Origin of the sequence: Actinoallomurus iriomotensis, from assembly GCF_030269445.1 — a bacterium.
GTDB classification, from domain to species: domain Bacteria; phylum Actinomycetota; class Actinomycetes; order Streptosporangiales; family Streptosporangiaceae; genus Actinoallomurus; species Actinoallomurus iriomotensis.
Window position 1 is genome coordinate 543906 of record NZ_BSTJ01000002.1, and the last position, 23486, is coordinate 567391.

Genomic DNA, 23486 nt, shown 5'->3' on the forward strand with positions numbered 1-23486 from the left:
TCTCACATGTACCTCGAATCAGACAAGGAACGGGGGGCAACGCCACCCCGCTACACCCAAATCGATCTCTGGGCGCGCCTGATCTTCAGAAACCACCCGGAAGCAGACATAGCTCCACTCCGGCCGCCTCATGAACTCCCGAGGAATTGACCGTGCCGAGCCTTGGCGACGCCAGCGGAGGCCGCATCTGAGGCCGCCGGGGTCCGGCCGACCTTCTTCACCGGGGTTCGGCGGGTACCCGGGCTCGTTGTCCGGCGGACGACTCGCCTTCTCCCGCTTCGCTCGGCCGGGTCCTGCGGGTGGCGAGTGCCGCGGCGACGCAGGCGATGGGGGTGGCCGGGAGGATGTACCGGTAGTCGAAATCGGCGGTCAGCAACGGAACCATCAGTAGGCCGGCGGCCACCGACCAGGCCAGGGCCGCGTCCAGACGCTCCCGCCGGCGCAGGGCCGTGAGGCCCAGCAGGAGGATGAAGGCCAGGACGGGACCCCGGACGAAGATCCAGCCCTGGTAGGTCCGCAGCCAGCCCGCGTACGGGCCGTGGATCGACCCGGTCGGCCCCGGGCCGGCATAGGCGATGACGGCCGTGGACTCCTTGCCCTGCATGAGCGGATAACCCGGCTGTGTTCTGGTGTCGACAGGGAACTCGTACAGCCGCGACACGCTGTGTTTGGGGTAGTCATGGCGGGTCCAGCCGAAGGTGAGCTTCAGCCCGTCGCCGACGGTGACGGCGTAGTCCCACGGCTGGGCCTCGATCGCCGCCAGCGCGAACCGGCGGCCACGCACGTTCGCCGCGTCGTCCAGGCTCGCGACCGGCGAGCCCTTCTCCCAGATCTGCGACGACGAGGCCTCCCGCTCCCCCACCGGCCGGCGGGGGCACATCATCGCCAGGTCAGGCGGCGGCTTGATCTTCGAACAGTCGGCGAACGCGGCCGTACGGCCCCACAGGAAGACACCGTCCACGTTCGTGATCGCGAAATGCCCCGTCGCGGACTGGAACCACAACGCGTACGCGGCGACCGGAAGCGCGGCGGCCCCGGCGACGGCGACGACCGTACGCCAGCCCGCACGCCGCACCAGCAGGAAGACGACGAGCAGCGCGACGAGCGGCAGGCCGACGGTACGGGTCAAGCCCGCCAGCGCCAGAAGGAGACCGGAGGCGATCCCGGCCCGCCAGGTCGGCCTCCGCCGCCAGAGCGCCACGGTCACCGCGCTGAGGCTGAGGAACATGAACAACACGTCCGACATCACCAGCTGCTCGAGCTGCACCTGGTACGCGTCGAACAGCACCGGTGCCGCGGCCAGGCACGCCACCCAACGCGCACGCCCGTACCGGCGACGCACCAGCGCGTACACCATGACCCCCATGGCCAGCCCCATCAGGTGCTGCACGGCCACGACAAGGACGAAACTGCGGAACGGGCGCAGGAACCACAGAAAGAACCCGTAGCCGTCCGGCCGCAACGGATGCGGGAACGGATGCAACCCGATCCGCGTGTAGTCGAAACTGTCGTTGAACCACAACGGCGGGAAGGCCACCAACGCGACGACCCGCAACAACGCCGCGGCGGCCAGCACACAGGCGAACCCCCGATGCGAACCCCACCAGTCCGCCGGCACACGACCGACCACGACGCGACGCTCAACGGACGAAGGCTCCGCCGGACCGGACACCGGCCACTCCCCAGCACGCTCGATTATGAGAAATTCTCATCCAGAACGACGTGTAGCCTGCCAGACCCGCCAAGCCGCGAAGATGACGAGACCATGTCCATCAGACCGCCGGCAGGCGAACCAAGGGCGTCAACAGATGAACACCGCCAACCCCTGGAGTGCGAGCCGTGGTTCCACCAAGTAATCGACGAGGGCCGGAGCACGGAGCGGAACCGCGGAAATCTCCGCGGCCGGCCGGATTCGAGCAGCGGACGCAGGCCAAAGTGGACCGGATTCTGGTGCGTCCCGAGTTCCGGGAAAGTGTCGAGCAGCTGATGCGAGGCCAGTGGCGCGAACCCGTGATCGCGCTACGCCTGGACGAGAACTGCGACCCCGGATTCGACGTGCCCGGCAGGCGGCTGGACGGCACCGTCAAGGGGAAGCGGCTCGTCCGTCGTTTCTTCTGGAACATCGCACGCGGCATGGCCGGCCTCGTCATCAACGTTTTCATGCTGTTCACCGCCGGCGGCGTGGGAAACCCGTTCAGGCGGGAGATCCGGGTGACCGGCCCGGCGGACGCGATGGCACTCGACCTCCTGGACAAGCTCCGGCGCGCGAAGGGGCCCTGGCTGGTCTGTTCGCCGTCGAGCCTCGCGGTGGTGGACACCGGATCCACCTACATGGATCCGGCCGACGCCGAGCCGCCCCGAATCCTCTGGCAGGCGCGAAAGCCACAGTGCCCGGAGATCAACCTCCGCACCCGCGCCATCACCTGGCCCGACGGCTCCAAGTTCAAGTTCCCGCTGTACCGCTCCGAAGGGCAGCACCTTCAGAAGTACTACGGGCCCTCGTACACCATCGACTGGCACGGCCGTTCCGACAGCGGACCTGAATGAGCCACACGGGCGGGGACGGATGTCAGGTCCGTCCCCGCCCGCCGTGGTCAGTTGTTCGGAACTGGGATCTTCCACACGCTGCGGCCGAACGTCGCCGCGTAGATCGTGCGGTGGTCTCCGGTGATCTTGATGTCGAACACCGGGGTGTCAGGCAGGCCGTTGCCGAGGCGCTTCCAGTTCTTCTTGTCGTTCTTGTCGTAGAAGATGCCGTAGTCGGTCGCCGCGTACAGCTGGTGGCTCACCTGGTCGTAGGTGAGCATCTCGACCGGCGCGTTCGGCAGTTTGCCGCTGATGTTGTGCCAGCTGTCGCCGCCGTTCGTGGTCTCCCACACGTTCGCCGCGGTGTCGCCTTCCCGGTAGCCGGAGTAGGCGACGTACACATGGCCGGCGTCGGCGGGGTCGACGACGATCGCGTTGACCCACCGGACCGGGAGTCCCTTGCCCGTGAACTCGGTCCAGTGCGCGCCGAGGTCGGTCGTCCTCCACAGCCGGCCGGTGTCGGTGCCCACGTAGATCGTGTTTCCGTCCGCCTTGGCCGGCGCGATCGAGGTGATCGTGGCGTACTGGTTCGCGTAGAACGGTCCCTGGTCGTCCTCGTCCGGCGGCACCGGGCCGGTCAGGTAGTCACCGGGCGGGCTGATCTGGGTGAACGTCGCGCCGCGGTCGGTCGAGCGGTCCAGCACGTTGCCGCCGAAGTACAGCACCGACGGGTTGCTCGGGTCGAGCACGATCGGGGCGTCCGTCGTGATGCGCGCGGAATGCCGCTGCCCGAACCGGAAACCGCGTGAGGTGCCGTCGCTGTCCTCGTGCCGCGTGCACACGCCGACTTGCGAGCACTCGTAGTAGATGTCGTGGTCGCTCGGGTCGATCAGGACGTTGTGCCCGTCGCCGCCGCCGTAGGCGTTCCACTGCGACAGGTCCGACGCACCGGCGGTGTTGGTCCAGGTACGGACGCTGCCGTTGTCCTGGAGGCCCGAGACGAGCCGGTTCGGGTCGTCCGCCGCCACCGCGAGGTGGTACGACTGGTTCCACGGCGCGTACGTCGCATGGACCCAGGAGCCGCTCGCGCCGTTCCTGTCCGAACGATAGATCCCGCCGTCGTTGCCGAGGTAGATCCGGTCGGCCACCTTCGGGTCCCACTGCATCGCGTGCTGGTCCGAATGCACGCCGCCCGAGTCGGACCACGTGGCGCCGCCGTCCTTGGACTCACGCAGGCTGACGTCGGCGCTGAACAGGTGGTTCTCGTCCTTCGGATCCACCCACATGCGCCCGAACCACCACTGGTAGCCACCCGAGGAGCCGGGCCGGCCGCCGGGCGTGAAGGTGTCGCCGCCGTCATTGGAAACGTAGAAACCCTTGTCCGGACCGTACGGGCTGCCGCTGACCACGTACACGCGCTTGGGATCGTTCGGGGCGATCGCGACACCGATCCGGCCGAGACTCGCGTCGCTCTTCAGGCCGGTGCCGGTGGTGTCGGCCGGGTGCGTGCCGACGACGTTCTCCAGCCGCTTCCAGTGGTCGCCGCCGTCGTCGGAGCGGAACAGGCCGGAGCCGACCCCGCCGTACACCCGCGCGCCGTTGTTGCGCTTGTGGTCCCACAACACGGCGTAGACGCGGTCGCCGTTCGTCGGGTCGAGCGCCAGGTCGATGCCGCCCGTGGTGTTGTTCGGCGTCTTGAGCACCAGGTTCCAGCTCTTGCCGTCGGGACCGAGCCGGTAGACGCCCCGCTGACCGGCCGTGCCGGACAGGTTGCCGGCGGCCGCGACGAAGACACGCTTCGGGTTCGCCGGATCGACGACGATCTTCCCGATCGCGCCGCTGTCGGTGAGACCCCACTGCTTCCAGTGCGCACCGCCGTCGGTCGACTTGTAGACGCCGTCGCCGAAGAACGTCAGGCCGCCGCCGGACGGGTTCGCCTCACCGGTGCCGGCCCACAGTGCGCCGTCGGAGCCGAGCGCGATGGCCCCCATCGTCTGCGTCTGGTCCACCGGCCAGGCCGGGGTGAAGGTCTTACCGGCGTCGATGCTCCTCCAGATGCCGCCGCCCGACACCGCCACGTAGAACGTGTTCGGGTGGTTCGGGTCCACGACGAGGTCGGTGACCCGGCCGCCGACGTTGGTGGGTCCGACCTGCCCCCAGTTCCCGCCGCCGGGCTTCAGCGCCCTGGCCTGCGTCCGGGCGCGCTTGATCTGGTCCGGCTCGACGTCGTGGCCGGAGGTGAACTTCTGCGTGAGGTACTCGGCCGGAGCCGTCGGACCGCCGTCTTCCTCCTCTTCCTCCCCGCCCTCCTCTTCTCCTTCGTCTTTTCCGCCGTCGGCATCGCCGTGTACGCGTTCGGCGGCGGCTTCGCTCCGATCGCCGCCGCTCGCGTTGTTCGCTGCGGTGAGCCCGTGGACGAAGAGAGCAACGATCGCGAGGGAGAGCACGCTCGCGAGGATGAGTCTCGGAGTGGTCCAGCGTTGCCGCAGTTCAGGGGGCGAGTCTGGTGCGCCGTGTCCGGTCTCGCCTGGATGATCGTCCGTCATTGCGCCTCCTGGCCGTCGGCGTGGTTCCCGGCCAGACGGTAAAGATCAGACAGGCGCGCGTCATCAGGCACAGGGTGTCCGATATTGGACAAAACGCTGCCACGCCCGCTGTCGTCGCCACGGCCGCCATCGGCAGGCCCCCCGGCACCGGGATTCGTGATCTGCGACCGGGAACCGGTTTTTCACGCGTCACCCATCGCCACGTGAGTAACTGCGGTCCGCACGTGGCGAGCCGCCCCGTAGAGTAAAAAACATTGGGGCCGATGCGTTTTGTGGTTTTCGGTTATCAGGGGGGCGCGGTGATACCACTGCTACGGCCGGGCACCGTCACCGGCCGTCGTATGTTGACTGTGAGCTGCGTGTTCTTGCTGGTCATCGTCGGCGTACTCGGAGTGCTATATACGACGATCGCCAATTTGAATGACTCGACGAGCCGGGTGAGACATTCGAAGGCGCTGCTTATCTCGGCTGACCGCCTCGAACGACTGGCCGCCGACTTGGAAAGGGACAAGCGCGGCTTCATCATGACCGGCGACAAGCGCTTCTCGCAGCCATGGAACACCGCTCGCGCCGCCTTCGCCGCCGAGTCCGCCGAGCTGCGGCGGCACGCCGAGGCGGCCGGTCCGGCCCAGCGCACGCGCGCCGCCGAGATCGTTCGAGCGAGCTCCTCCTACCTGGCCGCTCAACGAAACCCCTCGGCGACGAGCGTCGATCCCCGGGGCGACGAAGGAGAGCGGGGTCTGGGTGACCTTCGGACGCGGTTCGATGGTTTCGCGGCCGCGCAGCGCGAAGCCATCGAGGTGGAGTCCGCGAACGCGGACGCCGCGGCGACCCGCACTGTGATCATCTCTCTGATCGGCGCGGCGATGTGCCTCCTCTCGGTCCCTCTCTTCGCCGGTCATCTGAGCCGGACGGTCGTACGTCCCGTCCGCCGCGTCTCCGCGATGGCCGCTGATCTTGCCCGGGGCGAGCTCACGGTGCGGGTACCCGAGACCTCGCCCGGTGAGATCGGTGTCCTCGAACGCTCCTTCAACACGATCGCCGGCGTCCTCGAGGAGAGCTGCGCCACCGTCCAGAGAAACGCCGAGGAGCAGCGGGCGCTGAAGCGCATCGCCACCCTCGTCACGCGAAGTGCCCCGCCGGAGGCGATATTCAACGCGGCGGCGGCTGAGATGGGCCGCGTCCTGGGCCTGATGTACGGCGTGACAGAACGCTTCGAACCCGACAGCACTTTCACCGTCCTCGGCGCGTGGGGCGTGGCGGAGCCGGTGGTCCCCATCGGCTCACGGTGGCCCCTGGAGGGGGAGACCGTGGCGTCACAGATCATGCGGACCGGCCGGCCTGCGCGGATCACCTACGGTGACGCCACCAGCGACATCGCCCGGTGGTGCCACGAACACGGCTTCAAGTCCGGAGTCGGCTGCCCGATCGTGGTGGACCGACGACTTTGGGGCATGGTGTTCGTCCTCAGCAAGTCCGACGATCCGATGCCCGAAGGCACTGAGAAGCGCATGGTGGAGTTCACCGAGCTCATCGGCACCGCGATCGCCAGTGCCGAAAGCCGCGAACAGCTGCGGGCGTCCCGCGCACGCATGGTGACCGCCTCCGACGCGACGCGCCGCCGTATCGAACGCAATCTGCACGACAGCACGCAGCAGCACCTCATCTCACTCGGCCTGGAACTGTGCGCCATCCAGGAACTGGTGCCGGCCGGCCAGGCCAGGCAACGGCTGGCGGCGTCCTCCCGCCGGTTGACCGAGATCGTCGAGGACCTGCGGGAGATCTCCCGCGGCCTGCACCCGGCGATCCTGTCACGCAGCGGACTCGAGACGGCGCTCAAGGCGCTCCGGCACCGCTCCAGCCTCCCGATCGAGCTGGACCTGAACCTCCCCGGCCGCCTGCCCGAGCCCGCCGAGGTGGCCGCCTACTACACGGTGTCCGAGGCGGTGACCAACGCGACCAAACACGCGAACGCGTCCGCCGTCCACGTCGCCATGCAGGTAAGGGACGGGACCGTACACCTGTGCGTCCGCGACGACGGCGTCGGCGGGGCCGACTTCGGCGAAGGCTCGGGTCTCATCGGTATCCGAGATCGCGTTGAGGCCCTGGGCGGGCGCATCGACCTCACCAGCCCCGCCGGGAAGGGAACCTCTCTGCACGCGGAGATCCCCATCGACTGACCGCTTCTCAGCGCTGCGTGGTTCCGGCCTCCAGGTCGAGCAGTGACAGCTCGGCGCGGGTCGGCAGGCCCTCCCAGTCACCGGTGGAGGCCACGGCGAACGCTCCGCAGGTGGCCGCCCGCTCGAGCCGGTCGGGCACGGAAAGGTTCTCGAGCGTCGCGGACAGCAGCCCCGCGACGAACGCGTCACCGGCGCCGATCGTGTCGGCCACCCGCACCCTGTGGGCCGGGCGGTCGACCCGGCCGTCGGCGCCGTACAGTGACGCGCCACGCGCTCCCCGCTTGATGACGACCTCGGCGACGCCGGCGGCGAGCAGCGCGGCGACCCGGTCCTCCTCGTTACGAGCGTCCGCCGGCGCCGCCAGATGCAGCTCGTCCTCGGAGGCGACCAGCAGACGCGCGTGGGGCGCCAACCGGCGCAGGCACTCCCCCGCCGCGCTCTCCGTCCACAGCCGGCGCCGGAAGTTCACATCGAGACTGATCGGTATGCCGGTGCGGCGCGCCTGCGCGACCGCGGCGTCGACGGCTCCCCGTGCTCGGTCGCCGAGCGCCGGGGTGATGCCGGTCAGGTGCACCCATGACGGCGGTGGGCGGAAGCCGGCCGTGACGTCCTCGGCGGACACGGTGGAGCCGGCGGATCCGGAACGGTGATAGATGACGCCGCTGAGGTCGCTGATTCGACGTTCGACGACCATGACCCCCGTCTGGCGGTCCGCGTCGACTCGAACCGCCTCCAGCGTGACGCCCTCGGCGCGCAGCGTCCGGAGTACCAGCGCGCCGAGCTCGTCGGCGCCGACGACGCCCACCCAGCTGACGCGGTGGCCGAGCCGGGCGAGGCCGATGGCCACGTTGCTCTCCGCGCCCGCGACCGACAGCGACATCGCTCCGCCGAGCCGCAGTGGCGCGACCGCCCGCATCGAGGCCATGGTCTCGCCGACGGTGAGAACGTCGGTCACGGCCGGCGCGCCTCGTCGACGGCGGCGCGGAAGGCCGACGCCCGAGCGGCGAGCGCGGTCAGATCTCCGCCGCGTGGTGCGTCGCCGAGCAGAGGCGACGCGGCGCCCACGGCGATCGCTCCGCAGGCCAGGTACTCCCGAGCGGCGTCCAGATCGACGCCACCGACCGGTACGACGTCGGTGTGCGGCAGCGGGTCGCGCAGCGCGCGCAGGTACGACGGGCCGAACGCCGACGCGGGGAACAACTTGACGATGTGGCCGGCCTGGTCCGCCGCGATCACCTCGGTCGGGGTGAGGCATCCCGCGAGGACCGGCATGCCGAGCCGGGCGGCCTCGTCGACGCCGGGGCCGGAGCCGGGCGTGACGACGAACGTGGCGCCGGCGTCCTGGACGCGGCGGGCGTCGGCCGCGGTGAGCACGGTGCCGGCGCCGAGGGTGATCCCGAGGTCGGCGGCCGCCAGCCGCGTGATGATCTTCGCAGCGTCGGTGCTGGTGAGGGATACCTCGACCAGCCGGATGCCGGCATCGGCGAGCACCTCGACCGAGGCGACACACGCATCGGGGTCGGTGCCGCGGACGATCGCCAGCAGCCCATCGCTCCGGAGCAGGGATCTGAGGTCGTCAGTGGCTACCATGCGGTGAATGCTCCATTCTCGTCGCGCCAGATCGGGTTGCGCCAGGCGTGGCCGGTCTTGTCGGCACGCCGGACGCCGGCCTCGTCGATCTCGACGCCGAGGCCGGGACCGGTGGGCAGCGACGCGTAACCGCCGGTGAAGTCGAACGGGCGGCGGTCGGTGACGTAGTCGAGCAGGTCGGCGCCCTGGTTGTAGTGGATGCCGGCGCTCTGCTCCTGGATCAGGAAGTTCGGCGTCGTGAACGCCACCTGCAGGCTCGCGGCCAACGCGATCGGCCCGAGCGGGCAGTGGGGGGCGAGCAGCACGTCGAACGTCTCGGCCAGTGCCGCGATCCGGCGGACCTCGGTGATACCGCCGGCATGCGACAGGTCCGGCTGCGCCACCGCGATACCCGCCTGCAGCGACCCCAGGAACTCCGACCGCGAGTAGAGCCGTTCCCCGCAGGCGATGGGCACGCTGCTGCACGCGACGACCTCGGCGAGCCGCCCTCCGTGCTCGGGTAGCACGGGCTCCTCGGCGAACAGCGGATGCAGGGGCGCGAGCGCGACGAGCAGGCGCTTGGCGTCGGCGACGCTCACGCGGCCGTGGAAGTCCAGGGCCATGTCGCGCTCCGGCCCGAGTACCTCGCGGACCGTCTCCGCGCGCTCGATCACCGCCCGGGTGTCGGCCGGCGAGGCCGCGGACGGGAACGGGCCGGAGGCGTTCATCTTGACCGCGGTGAAACCGTGCTCGATCTGTTCCTGGACCGCGTCGCGAAGCTCCGCGGGCTCGTCGCCGCCGACCCAGGAGTACATCCGGACCCGGTCGCGGACCTGGCCGCCGAGCAGGGCGTGCACCGGCAGGCCGAGCGACTTTCCGGCGATGTCCCACAGGGCCTGGTCCAGCCCGGCCACCGCGCTGGAGATCTCCGGGCCGCCGCGGTAGAAGCCGCCCTTGGTCATCACCTGCCAGTGGTCCTGGATGCGCATGGGATCGCGGCCGACCAGGTACTCCGCGAACAGTTCCACCGCGGTGCGGACGACCTCCGCGCGCCCTTCGACGACGGGCTCGCCCCAGCCGACGACGCCGTCGTCGGTCTCGACGCGGCAGAACAGCCACCGCGGCGGGACGAGGAAGGTCTCGATCCGTTCAATCCTCACGCGGTTCCCTCCCCGTGCTGTCGCGACGCCGCAGCCCGCTGCGAGTCGGCCTGCGCCTTGTTCAGCAGGTCTCGTACGGCCCGCTCGGCCGCGGCGGGACTACCGTCGCGGACCGCGCTCAGCACCGCCGCGTGGCTGGGGATCGCGTCGTCGATGTGGCCGGCCGCGTGCACGATCTGGTCACGTCGTGCGAGGCCGACCTCCAGCACGATCTCCATCTGTTCCAGCAGTTCGTTGTGCGTCGCCACCAGCAGCGCGCGGTGGAACGCCAGGTCCGCGGAGACCGCCGGCTCGGGGCCGTCGGCCGCCACCATCGCGTTCAGCGCGCGTTCCAGCCGTTCGAGGTCGGCGTCGGTGCGGCGTTCGGCGGCGAGCCGCGCCGCCGCCGGCTCGATGATCTCCCGTACCTCGTCGAGCTGCGCCAGGAACCGGTGGTCGACACCGTCGGCGAACCGCCACCGGATGACGTCCGCGTCCAGCAGGTGCCAGTTGGCGCGTGGCTGGACGAACGTGCCCCGCTTCTGCCTCGCGTCCACCAGGCCCTTCGCGCCCAGCACCTTCAACGCCTCTCGCACCGCCGTCAGGCTGATGTCGAGCTCCTCCTCCAGCGCGTTGACGTTGATGGTGGCGCCTTCGGGCAGCTCGCCGCTCACGATGCGATGGCCGATGATCTCGACGACCTCGCCGTGCAGTCCGCGACGGCGCCTCGAGGCGCGGGTCGGTGATCCGCCGTCCGGCTCGGATGCCGGCTCGACTCGGGCGCTCTCACTCATGCGGAGTCCTTCACGACACTCCACCCGCCGTCGACGGTCAGGGTGGCACCGGTAACGAAAGACGCTCGGGGGGACGCCAGGAACGCGATCGCCTCGGCGATCTCCTCCGGCTGCCCGAACCGGCGCAGCACGGTGGCCTCGATGCTCGCCTGGCGGTCCGGTTCGGAGACCCGGTCCCACGCTCGGGTCAGGATCGGACCGGGCACGACGCAGTTGACCCGCACATCGGGTCCGTACTCGACCGCGAGCTGCCGGGTGAGCGCGGTGAGTCCGCCCTTGGCCGCCGCGTAGGCGGGATGCCCGGGCAGGCCGACGACGGCGTGCACCGACGAGATCACGACGACGTTGCCGCGCCTCTCCCGCAGGTACGGCAGGCAGGCCCGGACTCCGAGGAACGTTCCGGTCAGGTTCACGGCGAGCTGCCGGTCCCACGACGCCAGGCTCAGCCGGTCGGCGGGCGCCACTTCGACGGTGCCCGCGTTGCTGACCAGGACGTCGAGACCACCGAAGCTGCCGACCGCGAGGTCGACGACCCGCTGCCAGTCGTTCTCCGAGGCGGCGTCGGCGGAGATGTACGAGGCGGTGCCGCCGTCGGCGGCGATCGCGGCGACGACCTGTTCACCGCGCGGATCGACGTCGCACACCAGCACGGCCGCGCCCTGCGCGGCGACGTGCCGGGCGGCCGCCGCTCCGATACCGGCGGCCGCGCCGGTGACGACGACGACGCGTCGGTCGAAATCCGAGGCTGTCACGATGAGGTACTCCCAGAGTCTCGCAGCGTCGGGCTGATCATCGCATTGTCGAGCGCCGAGGCGGGTCCCATCGGACGCGCCACCCGGAGCTCGACGGCGTGCGCTCCGGGCTGAGCCGTCAGGCGGACGTCGAGCGACAGCTCACCACCGGCCCGGGCGGCCGCGACGGGACGCTCGGCGAGCGGCCGGCCGTCGGCGCCGAGGACCCGGCAGAGCACGTCGCCGTCGGCGAATGTGGCGTAGCCGCCGGTGAGCCGTAGGCCGGTGGCGGTGTTCTCCGCGGTCAGGTCTCGCAACACGACGCCCGCCGGGCGGACGCGGCGCGGCGTACCGGCACTGCGGCAGACCGACAGCCGTACGGTCAGCTCGGTGTGCTCGCCGGGTGCGAGGTCCGCGAGCCGGCCCACCACCTCGCTCTCCAGGATTCGGGCGGTGGGTCGCAGGCCGCCGAGCGACTCGATGCCCCGCTCCTGCGGGCACTCCAGCCACACCTCGGCGCGCGCCCCGTCGTCGGGGTAAAGCCCGGCCGGGTCGACGGCGAAGTGCTGGGTGACGGTGTACCCGCCACTGACCGTGGCGAGCCAGCCCGACGCCCCGGGCAGCGCCAGCTTGCCGACCACGTCCTGGCCTTCGACGCGGGCGACGCCGGCGTCGACCGTCCACGCCGGCAGGCCGGTGCCGGCGAGCAGCCCGCGGACCGGTGCCGCGCTGTCGTCCACCCCGGCGAACCAGCCGTCGCCGGCCACCGGCCCGGGCAGTTGGAGCACGTTCCACGGCGCCCATCGCACCGGGCGACCACCGGTGTTGACCAGCCGGTGGGTGACCGTGACCGTGCTGGTGCCGGTCTCGACGTCGACCTCCCGTACGACGGTCAGGCCGCTGCGCGGATCGGCGTCGCTGGTCATGGTGAGCCGGGCGCGCCCGCCGTACTCGGCGACCGTCCAGCCGTAGGGGCCGGAATCCAGCACGGGGTCGGGCGGGCCGGCCCACTGCCCGGGGCCGTCCCAGCCCTGCGGCGCCGGCCAGGTCTTGTCGCCGCCGTAGTTGCGCCAGGTGGCCATCGTGCCGTCGGGCTCCGGGCCGTGGTCGGGCCGGCGGTGCAGGCGTTCGTCGAGCAGCGCGTCGTTGCGGTAGAGCACCTCGCGGCCGGCGAGGCGGAGCGCGAGAACGCGTCCGCCCAGCGCGGGCACCGCGCCCAGCTCGATCGCTCCCGCGCGCAGCCAGACGACCTCGTCGGGTCCGGACGTGTCGGCGCTGACCTCGACGGACCCTGATGGGACGTCAGTCATGAGCTTGGTACCCCGGGATCAGCACGACCTTGCCGCGGCTCTCCCCCGCCGCGAGCCGGTACGCGTCGTCCGCCTGGTCGAGGTCGAACCGGTCGCTGACGACGGTCTCCGGACGCAGGCCCCAGCGCACCAGGTCGGCGGTGATCTGCTCCATCCCCTGCACCGAGGTGACCCACGACGCGTACAGCGTGAGCTGCTTGTGCAGCAGGGCGTCGGACACCTCGGTCTCCAGCGTCCCGCCCTCACCGACCAGTGACACCCGGCCCCACTCGGCCGCCGACTCGATCGCGGTGCCGCGACCGGCCCGGCTGCCCGAGCAGTCGATGACGGCCTGGGCGCCGACTCCAGAGGTCACCTGGGCGACCGACTCGGCGGCGTCGTCCGGGTGGGCGGTCGCGTCGAACAGCTTCAGGCCGTCGGCCCAGCCGCGCCGGACGGCGCTGGGCTCGATGCCGATGACACGCCGCGCGCCCATGCCCCGGGCGATCATTCCCGCGGCCAGGCCGACCGGGCCGAGCCCCACCACGACCACGTCGTCGGCACCCGCTACGCCCAGCCGGTGCAGCCCCTCGTACGCGGTGCCGAACCCGCAGGCGATCAGCGCGCCGTCGACGAACGACAGCTCGTCGGGAAGCGCGATCGCGGTGCGTTCGTCCACCAGGATGTAGTCGGCGTGGCCGCCGTCGCGCTGCCAGCCGTAGGCCGCGCGGGTCGGCCCGGTACAGCTGATCATCCAGCCGCCCCGGCAGTTGTGGCATACCCCGCACCCGACGATGTGGTACGCCAGGATCCGGTCGCCGGCGCCGAAGCGCCGCGTCCGCGGGCCGGCGGCGACGACGGTCCCGGCGGGCTCGTGCCCGGCCACCACGCCGCGGTACGCGGCGCCCTCCTCACCGCGATGGCCCTTGTAGCCGCGATAGATATAGCCGATGTCGCTGCCGCAGATGCCGGACGCGCCGACACGTACCAGCAGTTCGCCCGGGCCCGGCTCGGGGACCTCGACGTCGCGGACGACCGCGGTGGAGTCGCCGGGTAGGTAAACGCCGCGCATGCGCTGCGGGATGTCGGACATGGTCACACTTTCAAGTCGAGGTTGATGGTGGCTGTCGTCAGGAGGTCAATCGGTTGCGACGGCCGAGCAGGACGTTGACCAGCACGGCGAGCACGATGATGACGCCGCGAACCACGTCCTGGAGGAACTGGTTGACGCCCAGCAGGACCAGGCCGTTGCCGATCAGCGTGATGAAGATGACGCCCAGAGCGGTGGCCAGGATCGATCCCGAACCGCCGGCCAGCGCCGTGCCGCCGATGACGACCGCCGCGATGACGTCGAACTCGAGGCCCATCGCCGCCCCGCCGTTGCCCGAGCCGAGGCGGGCGGCGAGCAGCACACCGGTGATGGCGGCGAGAAGGCCGTTCACGGCGAACAGCGAGATCCGGATCCGCTTGACGGCGATGCCGGCCAGTTCGGCGGCGCGGGGGTTGCCTCCCAGCGCGTAGACCGCTCGGCCGTACGGCGTCTTCAGGGCGATGACGAGGAAGACGACCAGGAGCAGGATCATCACCACGGCGGGGGTCGGTACGCCGGCCACGGATCCGGCCAGGAAGTCGAAGAACCCCGAGTCCGGCAGCGGGACCGGCAACGCGTTGCTGATGAACTGGGCGAGACCGCGCAGCGCGCTGTACACGCCCAGCGTGGCGATGAAGGCCGGGACGTTGTACTGCGCCCGTAGGAAGCCGGCGAACGCGCCGATGGCGCTGCCGATCACCAGCGTCAGGACGACCGCCAGCGGCACTCCGAGTCCCCAGGCCGTCGCGCCCTTGGCCACCATCACCGACCCGAACGCCACCGCCGGGCCGATCGAGATGTCGATGTCACCGGCGATGATGACCAGGGTCATGCCCCAGGCGGCGATGCCGATCTGTGCGGCGTCGCGCAGGATGCCCAGTTGGTTGCCGCTGGTGAGGAAGCCGCCCGCCTTCGTGCCCAGCACGATGTACAACACGATGATGGCGGCGAGCAGGCCGAGCTCGTTGACGCCTCGGCTCAGTCTCATCCGGCGTACCTGTCGCTGCGCATCGACGGTCGCCGTTTGGGTCTGCACGGTCGAACTCACTCTGACTCCCCGGTGGTGGACGCGGCCGCGCTCCCGGTGCCGTCGGCCAGGGTGGCGGCGAAGATTGCCGATTCGGTGATGTCGGCGCCGGTCAGCTCCGTGGCGATCGCACCGTCGCGCAGTACGACGACGCGGCTGCAGACCAGCGGCAGTTCCTCGAGCTCGTTCGAGACGAACACGATGCTGACGCCGTCGTCGGCCAGTTTGCGCACCAGGTCGTAGATCTGGGCTTTGGCCTGCACGTCGACGCCGCGGGTCGGCTCGTCGAGCAGTAGCACGCGACTGCCGCGGTGCAGCCACCGGGCGATCACGGCCTTCTGCTGGTTGCCGCCCGACAGCGCGCCGATCGGCACGCCGACGTCCGGGGTGCGGACCGACAGCGCGGACACCAGCTTCGCGGCCGCCGCGCGCTGACGCCCGGTGGACAGCAGCGGTCCCCGGCGCACCGAGCCGCGATCGGCGAGGACGATGTTCTCGTCGACGCCGAGCAGCGGGACGATGCCGTCGGTCTTGCGCTCCTCCGGTGTGAGCCCGACGCCGCGACGGATCATGTCCCGGATCGACCAGCGGCGAAGCTCCTCACCGAAGACCGTGAGGGTGCCGGACGCGGGCGGCAGGAGCCCGGCGATCGACCGGAGCAGTTCGCTACGGCCCGATCCCAGCACGCCGGCGATGCCGAGGATCTCCCCCTCATGCACGTCGAAGCTGACGTCGCGCACCTTCGGCGGCACCGAGAGTTCGCGTACCGACAGGACGACCGGCCGGTCCGTCGCCGGCGCGGACGTGTGGCGTGCCGTCGCCTCGGTGGCGCTCGCGGCGTCGCCGAGCATCAATGAGACGATTTCGTCGCTGCTGGCGCCCTTGGTGTTCACGGTCTCGACGAGGCGGCCGTCGCGCATGACCGAGGCGGAGTGCGCGATCTGCCTGATCTCGTTGAGCCGGTGGCTGACGTAGATGATGGCCACGCCCGTCGCGGCGATCCGGGTCACCGCCTGAAGCACCACGTCGACCGCCGCGGCGGCCAGCGAACTCGTCGGCTCATCGAGGATCAGCAGTTTCGGCGATCCGCGAAGAGCCCGCGCGATCTCCACCATCTGCTGCTCGGCCACGGGCAGCGCTCCCACGGGCATGCCCGGGTCGACCTTCACGCCGAGTTCCACCAGCGCGGCGTCCGCGGCGTCCTTCATGTGCGCGGTCCGCACGAGACCGCCCCGCCCGGTCGGCAGCGCGCCGAGGTGGTAGTTCTCGGCCACGCTGAGCTTCGGGATGAGGCTGAGCTCCTGGTACACGGTGGCGACGCCGAGCTGGCTCGCCTCGCGGCTGCCGCCGCCGGTGAGCGCCGTGCCCGCGATCTCGACCGTTCCCTCGTCGGCCTTCTCGACCCCGGACAGCAGCCGGATCAGCGTCGACTTGCCCGCGCCGTTCTTGCCGAGCAGCGCGCGCACCTCGCCGGGGTGCACCTCGAAGTCGACGTGATCGAGCGCGAGGACGCCGGGGTAGCGGCGGACCGCTCCCCGGGTCCGGGCCACCGGGTCGGAGCCGCGCTCCGACCCGGCGCCCCCGGCCACAGGTTGATCGTTGATCGACGCCATGGTTACGGCAGACCGTCCGCGTGCGCCGTCAGCCACTGCTGGACGGCCGTCTTGTCGTCCGCGGTGTACCCGGTGATCGGGTCATCCACGGTCTTGCCCAGCGAGTGGTCGCCCTGGAGGACGCGCTGGACCTGCTCCCAGGCCAGCTTGCCGGTGACCTTGCCGGAGATGTCGGTGATGCTCTTGATCACCGTGCCGTCCGCGAGCGCGTTGGCGATGTCGGTGGTCATGTCGCTGCCGAACACGACGACCTTTCCGGCCTTCTTCCCCGACTGGATCGCCTTGTAGGCGCCGAAGGTGGCCCCGCCGGACTCACCGTAGAACGCGTTGAGGTCAGGGTGGGCCTGCAGCTGGTTGGTCGCCACGCTGACGGACTTGTCCTCGGTCGTACCGGCCTGGTTCGACACGATCTGGTAGCCGGGCACCTTGGCCTTCAACGCCTCTTCGAAGCCCTGCCGGCGCAGCGTGCACACCTGGACGAACTCGCAGTTGACGACGGCGATCTTGGGGTGGGTGATCCCGGCCTTCAGGAAGTAGTCGGCCGCCGCGTTCCCGGTGTTCTTGCCGAAGGCGACCGGGTCGCCCTGGACGTAGGCCGACACGTACTTGCCGAGGTCGGCCTGGTCGATGCAGGTGTTGTAACAGATGACCGGGATGCCGGCCTTGGCCGCGGACCGGATGGCCGGCACCGAGCCGGTCTGGGAACTGGCCGAGATGATCAGGGCGTCCACTCTGGAACTGACCAGCGTGGAGACGAACGAAGCCTCCTTGGACGCGTCGTCGCCGGGGTTGCTCTCGACGAGTTTGAGCTTGGCGCCGGATGCCGAGGCGGCGGACCGGAACCCGGCCTTGACGCCGCCGTAGAAGCCCTGCGAGTCAAGGAAGACCGCGCCGATGCGCAGTGACTTGCCCTTCACCGATCCGCTGGAACCGGAAGAGCCGCCGCTCGCCGTGCCACTGCTGCACGCCGAGAGACCCACGAGGAGTACGAATGCGGCGGCGGCCGCGGCAAGCGCGGCCAAGCGCCGGGGACGTCTGTCCAACCCAAACCTCCAACACACGAGGAAGCCCATCGGCTTGCTGACCTGCCTCGATCGAGGCGGTGACCAGTGTTAACCTGCGCGATACAGCAAGTCAACATAAATTATGAAAATATATGGGAGGTGCCGGTGGAGGCTCGGACGTTGACCGCACCCGTCGCTCAGCACGGCGAGGGGCCGGTCTGGTGGCCCGACGGCCGCCTGCGGTGGGTGGACATGCTGGCCGGCGACGTACTGAGCCTGGAGGCGGACGGACGGGTCGAGCGCCACCACGTCGGCGACGTGGCCGCGGCGCTGCGGCCGCGGATCGGCGGCGGCGCGGTCACCGGGGTCGAGCGCGGCTTCGCCCTGTGCGACCCGGACGGGTCAGTGCGGACGCTCGAGCCGGTGTGGGGCGATCCGGGGGTGCGCATGAACGAAGGCGCGTGCGCCCCGGACGGCAGCTTCTGGTGCGGGTCGATGGCCTACGACGCCGGCCCCGGACGTGGTGCGCTGTACCGGCTGGCCCCCGACCTGTCGGTGACCCGCGAGCTGACCGATGTGACGATCTCGAACGGTCTGGACTGGCACCCCGACGGCACGACCGCCTACTACGTGGACACGCCGACGGGACGCATCGACCTGTTCGACTGGTCCCCCGACGATGGGCTGACCCGCCGGCGGACCTTCGCGGAGATCGCCCCGGCCGACGGCACCCCGGACGGGCTGACCGTCGACGGCGAGGGCGGCGTCTGGGTCGCGCTGTGGGGTGGCTCGGCCGTACGCCGCTACGCCCCCGACGGCCGGCTCGACGAGGTCGTCACCGTCGCGGCGCGGCAGGTCACCGCCTGCGCCCTGGGCGGCCCGGGCGGCGACGAACTGTTCGTCACGACATCGCGCGAGGGACTGACACCCGATGACGACCCGCTGGCCGGCTGCGTCTTCCACGCGACCGTCGGGGTCCGAGGGCAGGCCGTGCGGCGGTTCGCCGGGTGACGCGCGGCGCCGGTCAGCGGCTCGCGGGCGGCGCGTGTGAGACCGACTTCTCGTCGACGAACCTGTCCGAGGCCGCGCGTACGAACTCGCCGCGGCTCAGGTGGCCGTCACCGTCGGTGTCGAGCAGCTCGAACAGCGCGGCGGCGTCGGCCTCGCCGGCGTTGTACCAGCTACCCATGAGGCGGACGAACTCCTCCTCCCCCAGGCGGCCGTCGCCGTCGGCGTCGGCGAGCCGCATCACGTCGGCGAGCAGGGCTCGGAACACGTCATCGAAGACGCCCGGATCGCCCATCACTCCACTGCCGAAGGCGACGACGTACTCGTCCTGGCTGATCCGTCCGTCGTGGTCGGCGTCGGCGTGCCGGAGGAGCACCCGCCAGAACTTACGGCAGGAGCTCACGAGCGCACCGCGTTCGGGCGCGCCCGGGTCTCGCCCGAAGGCCTCCGCGAGCCGCGCCACGGCCGCCTCCAGGTCGGACCACTCGATGAACCCGTTGCGGTCGCGATCCCAATGCTGGAACCGCAGCGCCAGCGCGTGCGCCTGGGACTCGGTGAGCGGCATGACGAGCCTCCCTGAAATGGACGTGCCTGGTCATGGTTGTAACCCGCGCCGCGCTCGACCTGCTACGGAAAGTGGCCATGTGGCCACTTTCGGCAATCCGCACCGAGGTGCGGGATCCGCCCGTTGCTCAGCCGGTGGCCGGGTTGGTGGCGTCCACGGCCGGGCGTGGCGTCTCGGCCAGGGTGACGCCGTCGCCGGTGGCCCAGAAGTGCATGGAGAACAGGCGGGGCCGTTCGTCGAGGCTGTGGTTGTGCCGCCAGGCGAAGTCGACTGCGTACGCCACGGTGGTCGCGGGGAAAGCGGGAGGCGATGTCGAAGACCAGGCTCGCCACCCAGGCGCCGATGGGCACCGTGGCCAGGATCGGATGGAACGGATGCCCGTACGGGCCGGCCGGCGCGGCGCTGACCGGCTGCATCGCCCGTGAGAACTGTGGTTCGCCGGTCACACCGACTCACCTCCGTTTCGCCAATGAGTATTGGACTTATCTCCGCCGGAGGTCGATACCCTGCGCGTGCTGAGTGCATGCGGCTTTTTACCCACGGCGGCAGGAGATAACGTGGATGACGTGGCATCCGATCCGAACCCGCCTGTCCCGGTGGATACCGCCCTGAGGTCGGTCAACGTGCTGGGCGAGGAGACCCGGCGGCGCATGTACGCCTTCGTCCGCCGTGCCGGCCGGCCGGTGACCCGCGACGAGGCGGCCGCCGGCGTCGGGAGCTCCCGGAAACTGGCCGCGTTCCATCTGGACAAGCTGGTCGACGCCGGCCTGCTCCGCGCCCACTACGAACACCCGGGCGGCCTGCGCAAGGTCGGGCGCCAGCCCAAGCGCTACGAGCCGTCGGACGCCACGATCCAGGTCTCCATCCCCGAGCGCCGCCACGAACTCCTCGCCGACCTGCTCATGGACGCCGTCCTCACCGAGACCCGCGCCGAGGACGCTCAGCAGGCAGCCGTACGCGTGGCCGGGGAACGCGGTCACGACCTCGGCGCGACCGAACGCCGGACGACCCGCCCGGGACGCCTGGGCGCCGAGCGTGGATTGACGCTCTGCGAACGCATGCTGGAGCACCACGGCTTCGAGCCCGTCCGCGAGACCACCACGCGGCTCCGGCTGCGCAACTGCCCCTTCCACCCGCTCGCCGCCAAGGCACCTGGCCTGATCTGCGCCATGAACCACGCCCTCATCACCGGCTACCTCGACGGCCTGCAGGTCACCGGCCTGCAGGCGGTCCTGTCACCCCAGCCCGGCGAATGCTGCGTCCGGCTCTCGCCCGCCGATGCCCGCGGGCGGGCCGGCAGAGACCGCACCTGACCGGACGGCGCCGCCAGGCGCGGCTCCTGGCATCAGTGCGCCTGGCGGCGGTGCGAGCGGGCGGGCGGGCGGTCAGCCGCGTACCGCGCTGACGATGCTGAAGACGGCCATGATCGCCATGACGGCGGCGGCGATGCGGCTGATCCAGGTGATCGGAATCAGCCGCAGCAGGTTACGGCCTCCCGCGATGGCCAGTCCGGCGACCGCCCACAGGCCCAGCACGCTGCCGATTCCCACGGCGAGTGGGTCGTGGTACTTGGCCGCGAGGTTCGCCGTCACGATCTGCGTGAGGTCGCCGAACTCGGCGACGAGGATGACCATGAAGCTCATGAACGCGACCCGCGGCAGGTTCGCGCTCCGCCCACCCGGCAGACCGTGATCCTCATCGTCCTCATGCCGCCCGCGTAGCAGCAGCACCGCGCCCAGCAGGAACAACGCCGCGACGACGCCCTCCAGGATCCGGTGGGGCAGCAGGCTGAGCAGGCTGCCCGCCGCGACCGCCAGAGCCGCATGCACCGCGAACGCCAGTGCGACGCCGACGAACACGTACAGCGGGCGATACCGCGAACCGAGCACCAGGCTGGCCAAGGCGGTCTTGTCCGGAAGTTCGGCGGGGAAGATGATTCCGAACACGGTCGCCATGACGGCGATGTTCAAATCGGCTCCTTGGGGACAGGCCGAGCCGGAACGCAGGGGACGCTTCGGCACGGCAGCGGTCGGCTGCGGCCGAAGGTCTCGCTCAGCACAGTGCCGTCACGCCCTGTGCCCCGGTCGCCGGGTCCGCGGAAACGGACCAGTATGTCGACGCACCGGTGAGGGAGCTACTCCCCTTCGCCGGCAGGAACGTTAGCAGACCCCTGGTTCGGTCCTCCCACTCGGCGGCCCGAACCCGATGCGACGCAATCCGTCGGCCGCCGGGCGGTCGATGATGACGACGGAGGCCGCGCCGTGGGGCGGACGATCGTTGATATCGACGATCATTCGTCGCCAGCGACGGCAGTGGGCGGTGAAACGGCGTGCGGAGACCAGACGTCGCCGGGTGCGCTGGCCCGCGAGCGCCGAGGTCGGCGTGACATCGAGGAGCAGCAGGTGGAGGGGGCGGCGGTGACGTGCGGCCCAAAGACGGATGAGCGCCAACGTCATGCGTCTCGTTCCGCACTCGTGGACGACCACCGGGCCGGGCACGGCACTGATCGCGGAGCGAATGCGCCGGTAGTGATTGAGGTGTACGAGCGGCCGCCACAACGGATACGGAAATCGTCCGAGCCGACGCCGCCACCGGTCACGGTCGTCGTGCGAGTCGATGATCGCCACGCTGTCCTGCGCGGCACGGCCCGTCGCGGACCGGCCGGGAAAGACGCGGCGTAGCAGCGTGCTCTTTCCCGCGCCGGGAACACCGGCCACGAGAATGACCGCGTCGGACGGGTAGGCGACCTGCTCAATCGTCTTTCCGCGCAGGTCGAGAACGGTCGCGGAGGTCGGGGTTCGCTGGGTCATCACAGGCTCCGTCGATCAGTTGATCGCGAGAGCGATGTCCGGTTTCCACCGATCAGTAGCGCCGCGCCGGTCGCACCGTAGGTGACCGTGGCCGGCACCAGCAGGCCGCCCACCGCGGCGCCGACGCCGATGTCCTCTTGCCCGGAGGCGGCCCCGGTGGTCGCCGTGACCACCGGCTCAGGCGGTGCCGTTCCGAACGCGCCCCACGGCCATCGGCCTCGAATTCTCCGGATCGGCAGAATGAAGTGCCACACCGCCACAGCCCTCAACCTTCCGCGAGTCGCGGAGGTCGAAGCTGTCAGCGAGGAGCGCCGGCGACCCCGACCCCCAACGAACACGCCTCAGCGTCATCGTTCGGGATCGAAGGTCTCGCCCACCCGCCGGCCCGGCCACCGGGAACCTCACGGTTCCAGGATGTCGACGACCGGTTCACAGGGCTACTCCCCTTCGAGTTCGCCAGCATACAAGGCGGGGTGTGAGGCAAACGAGCGCTCACCGCTCTCACTTCGGCTAATCGGACGGCGGCGTCCGTTAACGTCCCGGCGTACGGCGTGCGAGAACAGTCCCGATCGGCGCCGAAGCATGGAGGCGATCTTGAAAGCAGTCACGATCCAGGCGTTCGGCGGCCCTGAAGGTCTGGCGGTCATCGACCTCCCGGTCCCGGCTCCCGCCGACGGCGAGGTGCTGATCGCCGTGGAGGCGATCGGCGTCGGCGGGGTCGACGCCGTGGTCCGCAGCGGCGCTCTCGCCGCGTACGGCTTCCGGGAAGGCCATGTCCCCGGCAGCGAGGTGGCGGGCACCGTCACCGCGGTCGGCGGCGGCGTCGACGCCTCATGGATCGGCCGGCGCGTGTGGGCGTTCACCGGCGTGGGCGGCGGCTACGTCGAACACGCCATCGCTCCGGTCGAGGAGATCCTCGACCTCCCCGCGAACCTGCCGGCCGCCGACGCCGTGACGCTCGGCAGCTCGGGAGTGGTGGCCCACTTCGGGCTCTCCCACGCCCGTTTCGCCCCTGGCGAGTCGGTGCTGGTGCGCGGCGCGGCCGGCAGCATCGGGATCATGACGGTGCAGCTCGCCGCCCGTGCCGGCGCCGGCGCGGTGGCCGTCACGACGTCGTCGGCCCAGCGCGGCGATCGGCTGCGCCGGCTCGGCGCGACCCACGTGCTGGACCGCTCCGGCGGGGGAGGCGAGGACGCTCCCGCGGGCTACGACGTCATCATCGACGTCGTCGCCGGTGCGGACATGTCTTCCTTCTTCGCCCGGCTGAACCCGAACGGTCGCATGGTGGCCGTCGGCGCGGTCGGCGGCCCGCCGCCGGCGGACTTCGGCATGACGATGATGGCGGCGTTCCAGAAGTCGATGTCGTTCGCCACATTCAGCGCCGCGACGGTGTCCCCGGCCGATCGACGCGCCGTACGGACGGAGCAGTTCGCCGCCGCGGGTCGCGGCGAGCTGGAGACGGTGGTGCACGAGCTGCTGCCGTTGGAGCAAGCCGTGCCGGCCCATCGGAAGATGGACGCCGGCGAGGTGTTCGGCCGGATCGTGCTGACACCGTGACCCCCGCGGTTCACACGGCCGAGAGGGGCGCGCTTCCA

Annotated in this window: 22 protein-coding genes; 5 read left to right on the plus strand and 17 right to left on the minus strand. The window is 70.6% G+C overall.

The features are described 5' to 3' along the window. Positions 1–217: 217 nt before the first annotated feature. Entirely contained in the window at positions 218–1630 is a 1413-nt protein-coding gene (locus tag QSK37_RS11230) for a phospholipid carrier-dependent glycosyltransferase (RefSeq protein ID WP_285619604.1), read from the minus strand. Positions 1631–1935: 305 nt separating this feature from the next. Between QSK37_RS11230 and QSK37_RS11235 the strand changes: the two genes are divergently transcribed. Beyond that, positions 1936–2547 (plus strand): hypothetical protein, encoded by a 612-nt coding sequence (locus QSK37_RS11235; RefSeq protein WP_285619605.1) that lies wholly within the window; start codon positions 1936–1938, stop codon positions 2545–2547. Positions 2548–2594: 47 nt separating this feature from the next. On the opposite strand, the gene QSK37_RS11240 is transcribed toward QSK37_RS11235, so the two are convergent. Continuing rightward, positions 2595–5072: a WD40/YVTN/BNR-like repeat-containing protein gene (locus QSK37_RS11240; RefSeq protein ID WP_285619607.1), complete on the minus strand. Its 2478-nt coding sequence runs from the start codon at positions 5070–5072 to the stop codon at positions 2595–2597. A 359-nt stretch (positions 5073–5431) separates the two neighbouring features. On the opposite strand from QSK37_RS11240, the gene QSK37_RS11245 reads away from it, so the two are divergent. Then, positions 5432–7252 (plus strand): HAMP domain-containing protein, encoded by a 1821-nt coding sequence (locus QSK37_RS11245; protein WP_285619609.1) that lies wholly within the window; start codon positions 5432–5434, stop codon positions 7250–7252. Positions 7253–7259: 7 nt separating this feature from the next. Here the strand turns inward: QSK37_RS11245 and QSK37_RS11250 are convergent, their stop codons facing one another. The 10 genes from QSK37_RS11250 to QSK37_RS11295 are packed head-to-tail and all read right to left on the minus strand — an operon-like array spanning position 7260 to position 17547. Then, positions 7260–8207 (minus strand): sugar kinase, encoded by a 948-nt coding sequence (locus QSK37_RS11250; RefSeq protein ID WP_285619611.1) that lies wholly within the window; start codon positions 8205–8207, stop codon positions 7260–7262. Then, on the minus strand, positions 8204–8842 hold the full coding sequence (locus QSK37_RS11255) for a bifunctional 4-hydroxy-2-oxoglutarate aldolase/2-dehydro-3-deoxy-phosphogluconate aldolase (protein ID WP_285619613.1): 639 nt from the start codon (positions 8840–8842) through the stop codon (positions 8204–8206). The genes QSK37_RS11250 and QSK37_RS11255 overlap by 4 nt, the downstream gene beginning before the upstream one ends. Further along, positions 8836–9981: a galactonate dehydratase gene (gene dgoD, locus QSK37_RS11260; RefSeq protein ID WP_285619615.1), complete on the minus strand. Its 1146-nt coding sequence runs from the start codon at positions 9979–9981 to the stop codon at positions 8836–8838. The genes QSK37_RS11255 and dgoD overlap by 7 nt, the downstream gene beginning before the upstream one ends. Next, on the minus strand, positions 9978–10754 hold the full coding sequence (locus QSK37_RS11265; RefSeq protein ID WP_285619616.1) for a FadR/GntR family transcriptional regulator: 777 nt from the start codon (positions 10752–10754) through the stop codon (positions 9978–9980). The genes dgoD and QSK37_RS11265 overlap by 4 nt, the downstream gene beginning before the upstream one ends. After that, complete coding sequence (locus tag QSK37_RS11270) at positions 10751–11506, minus strand: SDR family NAD(P)-dependent oxidoreductase (RefSeq protein WP_285619618.1); 756 nt, start codon at positions 11504–11506, stop codon at positions 10751–10753. The genes QSK37_RS11265 and QSK37_RS11270 overlap by 4 nt, the downstream gene beginning before the upstream one ends. Beyond that, the gene (locus QSK37_RS11275) at positions 11503–12795 is read right to left on the minus strand and encodes a DUF4380 domain-containing protein (protein WP_285619620.1); all 1293 of its coding nucleotides are present in this window, start codon (positions 12793–12795) and stop codon (positions 11503–11505) included. The genes QSK37_RS11270 and QSK37_RS11275 overlap by 4 nt, the downstream gene beginning before the upstream one ends. Next, entirely contained in the window at positions 12788–13867 is a 1080-nt protein-coding gene (locus QSK37_RS11280; RefSeq protein WP_285619621.1) for a zinc-dependent alcohol dehydrogenase family protein, read from the minus strand. Before QSK37_RS11280 ends, QSK37_RS11275 begins: the two co-directional genes overlap by 8 nt. 37 nt (positions 13868–13904) lie before the next feature. Beyond that, on the minus strand, positions 13905–14852 hold the full coding sequence (locus QSK37_RS11285) for an ABC transporter permease (RefSeq protein WP_285565758.1): 948 nt from the start codon (positions 14850–14852) through the stop codon (positions 13905–13907). A gap of 56 nt (positions 14853–14908) precedes the next feature. Further along, positions 14909–16480, minus strand: a complete 1572-nt coding sequence (locus tag QSK37_RS11290; protein ID WP_285619623.1) for a sugar ABC transporter ATP-binding protein — start codon at positions 16478–16480, stop codon at positions 14909–14911. Between the two features lie 26 nt (positions 16481–16506). Then, positions 16507–17547 carry a substrate-binding domain-containing protein gene (locus QSK37_RS11295; protein ID WP_285619625.1) on the minus strand — a complete coding sequence of 347 codons (1041 nt, stop codon included), beginning with the start codon at positions 17545–17547 and terminating at the stop codon, positions 16507–16509. Positions 17548–17688: 141 nt separating this feature from the next. On the opposite strand from QSK37_RS11295, the gene QSK37_RS11300 reads away from it, so the two are divergent. Further along, positions 17689–18519: an SMP-30/gluconolactonase/LRE family protein gene (locus tag QSK37_RS11300; RefSeq protein WP_285619627.1), complete on the plus strand. Its 831-nt coding sequence runs from the start codon at positions 17689–17691 to the stop codon at positions 18517–18519. Between the two features lie 13 nt (positions 18520–18532). On the opposite strand, the gene QSK37_RS11305 is transcribed toward QSK37_RS11300, so the two are convergent. Beyond that, positions 18533–19081: an EF-hand domain-containing protein gene (locus QSK37_RS11305; protein WP_285619629.1), complete on the minus strand. Its 549-nt coding sequence runs from the start codon at positions 19079–19081 to the stop codon at positions 18533–18535. A 127-nt stretch (positions 19082–19208) separates the two neighbouring features. Beyond that, positions 19209–19364, minus strand: coding sequence for a DUF1259 domain-containing protein (locus QSK37_RS11310; RefSeq protein ID WP_285619630.1), 156 nt, complete (start codon positions 19362–19364; stop codon positions 19209–19211). A gap of 313 nt (positions 19365–19677) precedes the next feature. Here QSK37_RS11310 and QSK37_RS11315 point away from each other — a divergent pair, with 313 nt between their 5' ends. After that, entirely contained in the window at positions 19678–20394 is a 717-nt protein-coding gene (locus tag QSK37_RS11315) for a helix-turn-helix transcriptional regulator (protein ID WP_285619632.1), read from the plus strand. 72 nt (positions 20395–20466) lie between these two features. Here QSK37_RS11315 and QSK37_RS11320 read toward each other — a convergent pair whose 3' ends face one another. The 3 genes from QSK37_RS11320 to QSK37_RS11330 all read right to left on the minus strand — a co-directional run bounded on the left by QSK37_RS11320 (position 20467) and on the right by QSK37_RS11330 (position 22151). Beyond that, entirely contained in the window at positions 20467–21051 is a 585-nt protein-coding gene (locus QSK37_RS11320) for a TMEM165/GDT1 family protein (protein ID WP_285619633.1), read from the minus strand. A 189-nt stretch (positions 21052–21240) separates the two neighbouring features. Next, on the minus strand, positions 21241–21891 hold the full coding sequence (locus QSK37_RS11325; protein WP_285619634.1) for an AAA family ATPase: 651 nt from the start codon (positions 21889–21891) through the stop codon (positions 21241–21243). After that, positions 21891–22151: a hypothetical protein gene (locus QSK37_RS11330; protein ID WP_285619635.1), complete on the minus strand. Its 261-nt coding sequence runs from the start codon at positions 22149–22151 to the stop codon at positions 21891–21893. Before QSK37_RS11330 ends, QSK37_RS11325 begins: the two co-directional genes overlap by 1 nt. Positions 22152–22485: 334 nt before the next feature. Here QSK37_RS11330 and QSK37_RS11335 point away from each other — a divergent pair, with 334 nt between their 5' ends. After that, positions 22486–23448: a zinc-binding dehydrogenase gene (locus tag QSK37_RS11335; RefSeq protein ID WP_285619637.1), complete on the plus strand. Its 963-nt coding sequence runs from the start codon at positions 22486–22488 to the stop codon at positions 23446–23448. The last annotated feature ends 38 nt before the right edge of the window (positions 23449–23486 follow it).

What these genes read in the sequence shown, in the direction of transcription:
- QSK37_RS11325 (WP_285619634.1), bottom strand. Translation starts at nt 21,891, where the DNA reads ATGACCCAGCGAACCCCGACCTCCGCGACCGTTCTCGACCTGCGCGGA.
- QSK37_RS11275 (WP_285619620.1), bottom strand. Translation starts at nt 12,795, where the DNA reads ATGACTGACGTCCCATCAGGGTCCGTCGAGGTCAGCGCCGACACGTCC.
- QSK37_RS11240 (WP_285619607.1), bottom strand. Translation starts at nt 5,072, where the DNA reads ATGACGGACGATCATCCAGGCGAGACCGGACACGGCGCACCAGACTCG.
- QSK37_RS11305 (WP_285619629.1), bottom strand. Translation starts at nt 19,081, where the DNA reads ATGCCGCTCACCGAGTCCCAGGCGCACGCGCTGGCGCTGCGGTTCCAG.
- QSK37_RS11280 (WP_285619621.1), bottom strand. Translation starts at nt 13,867, where the DNA reads ATGTCCGACATCCCGCAGCGCATGCGCGGCGTTTACCTACCCGGCGAC.
- QSK37_RS11255 (WP_285619613.1), bottom strand. Translation starts at nt 8,842, where the DNA reads ATGGTAGCCACTGACGACCTCAGATCCCTGCTCCGGAGCGATGGGCTG.
- QSK37_RS11285 (WP_285565758.1), bottom strand. Translation starts at nt 14,852, where the DNA reads ATGAGACTGAGCCGAGGCGTCAACGAGCTCGGCCTGCTCGCCGCCATC.
- QSK37_RS11265 (WP_285619616.1), bottom strand. Translation starts at nt 10,754, where the DNA reads ATGAGTGAGAGCGCCCGAGTCGAGCCGGCATCCGAGCCGGACGGCGGA.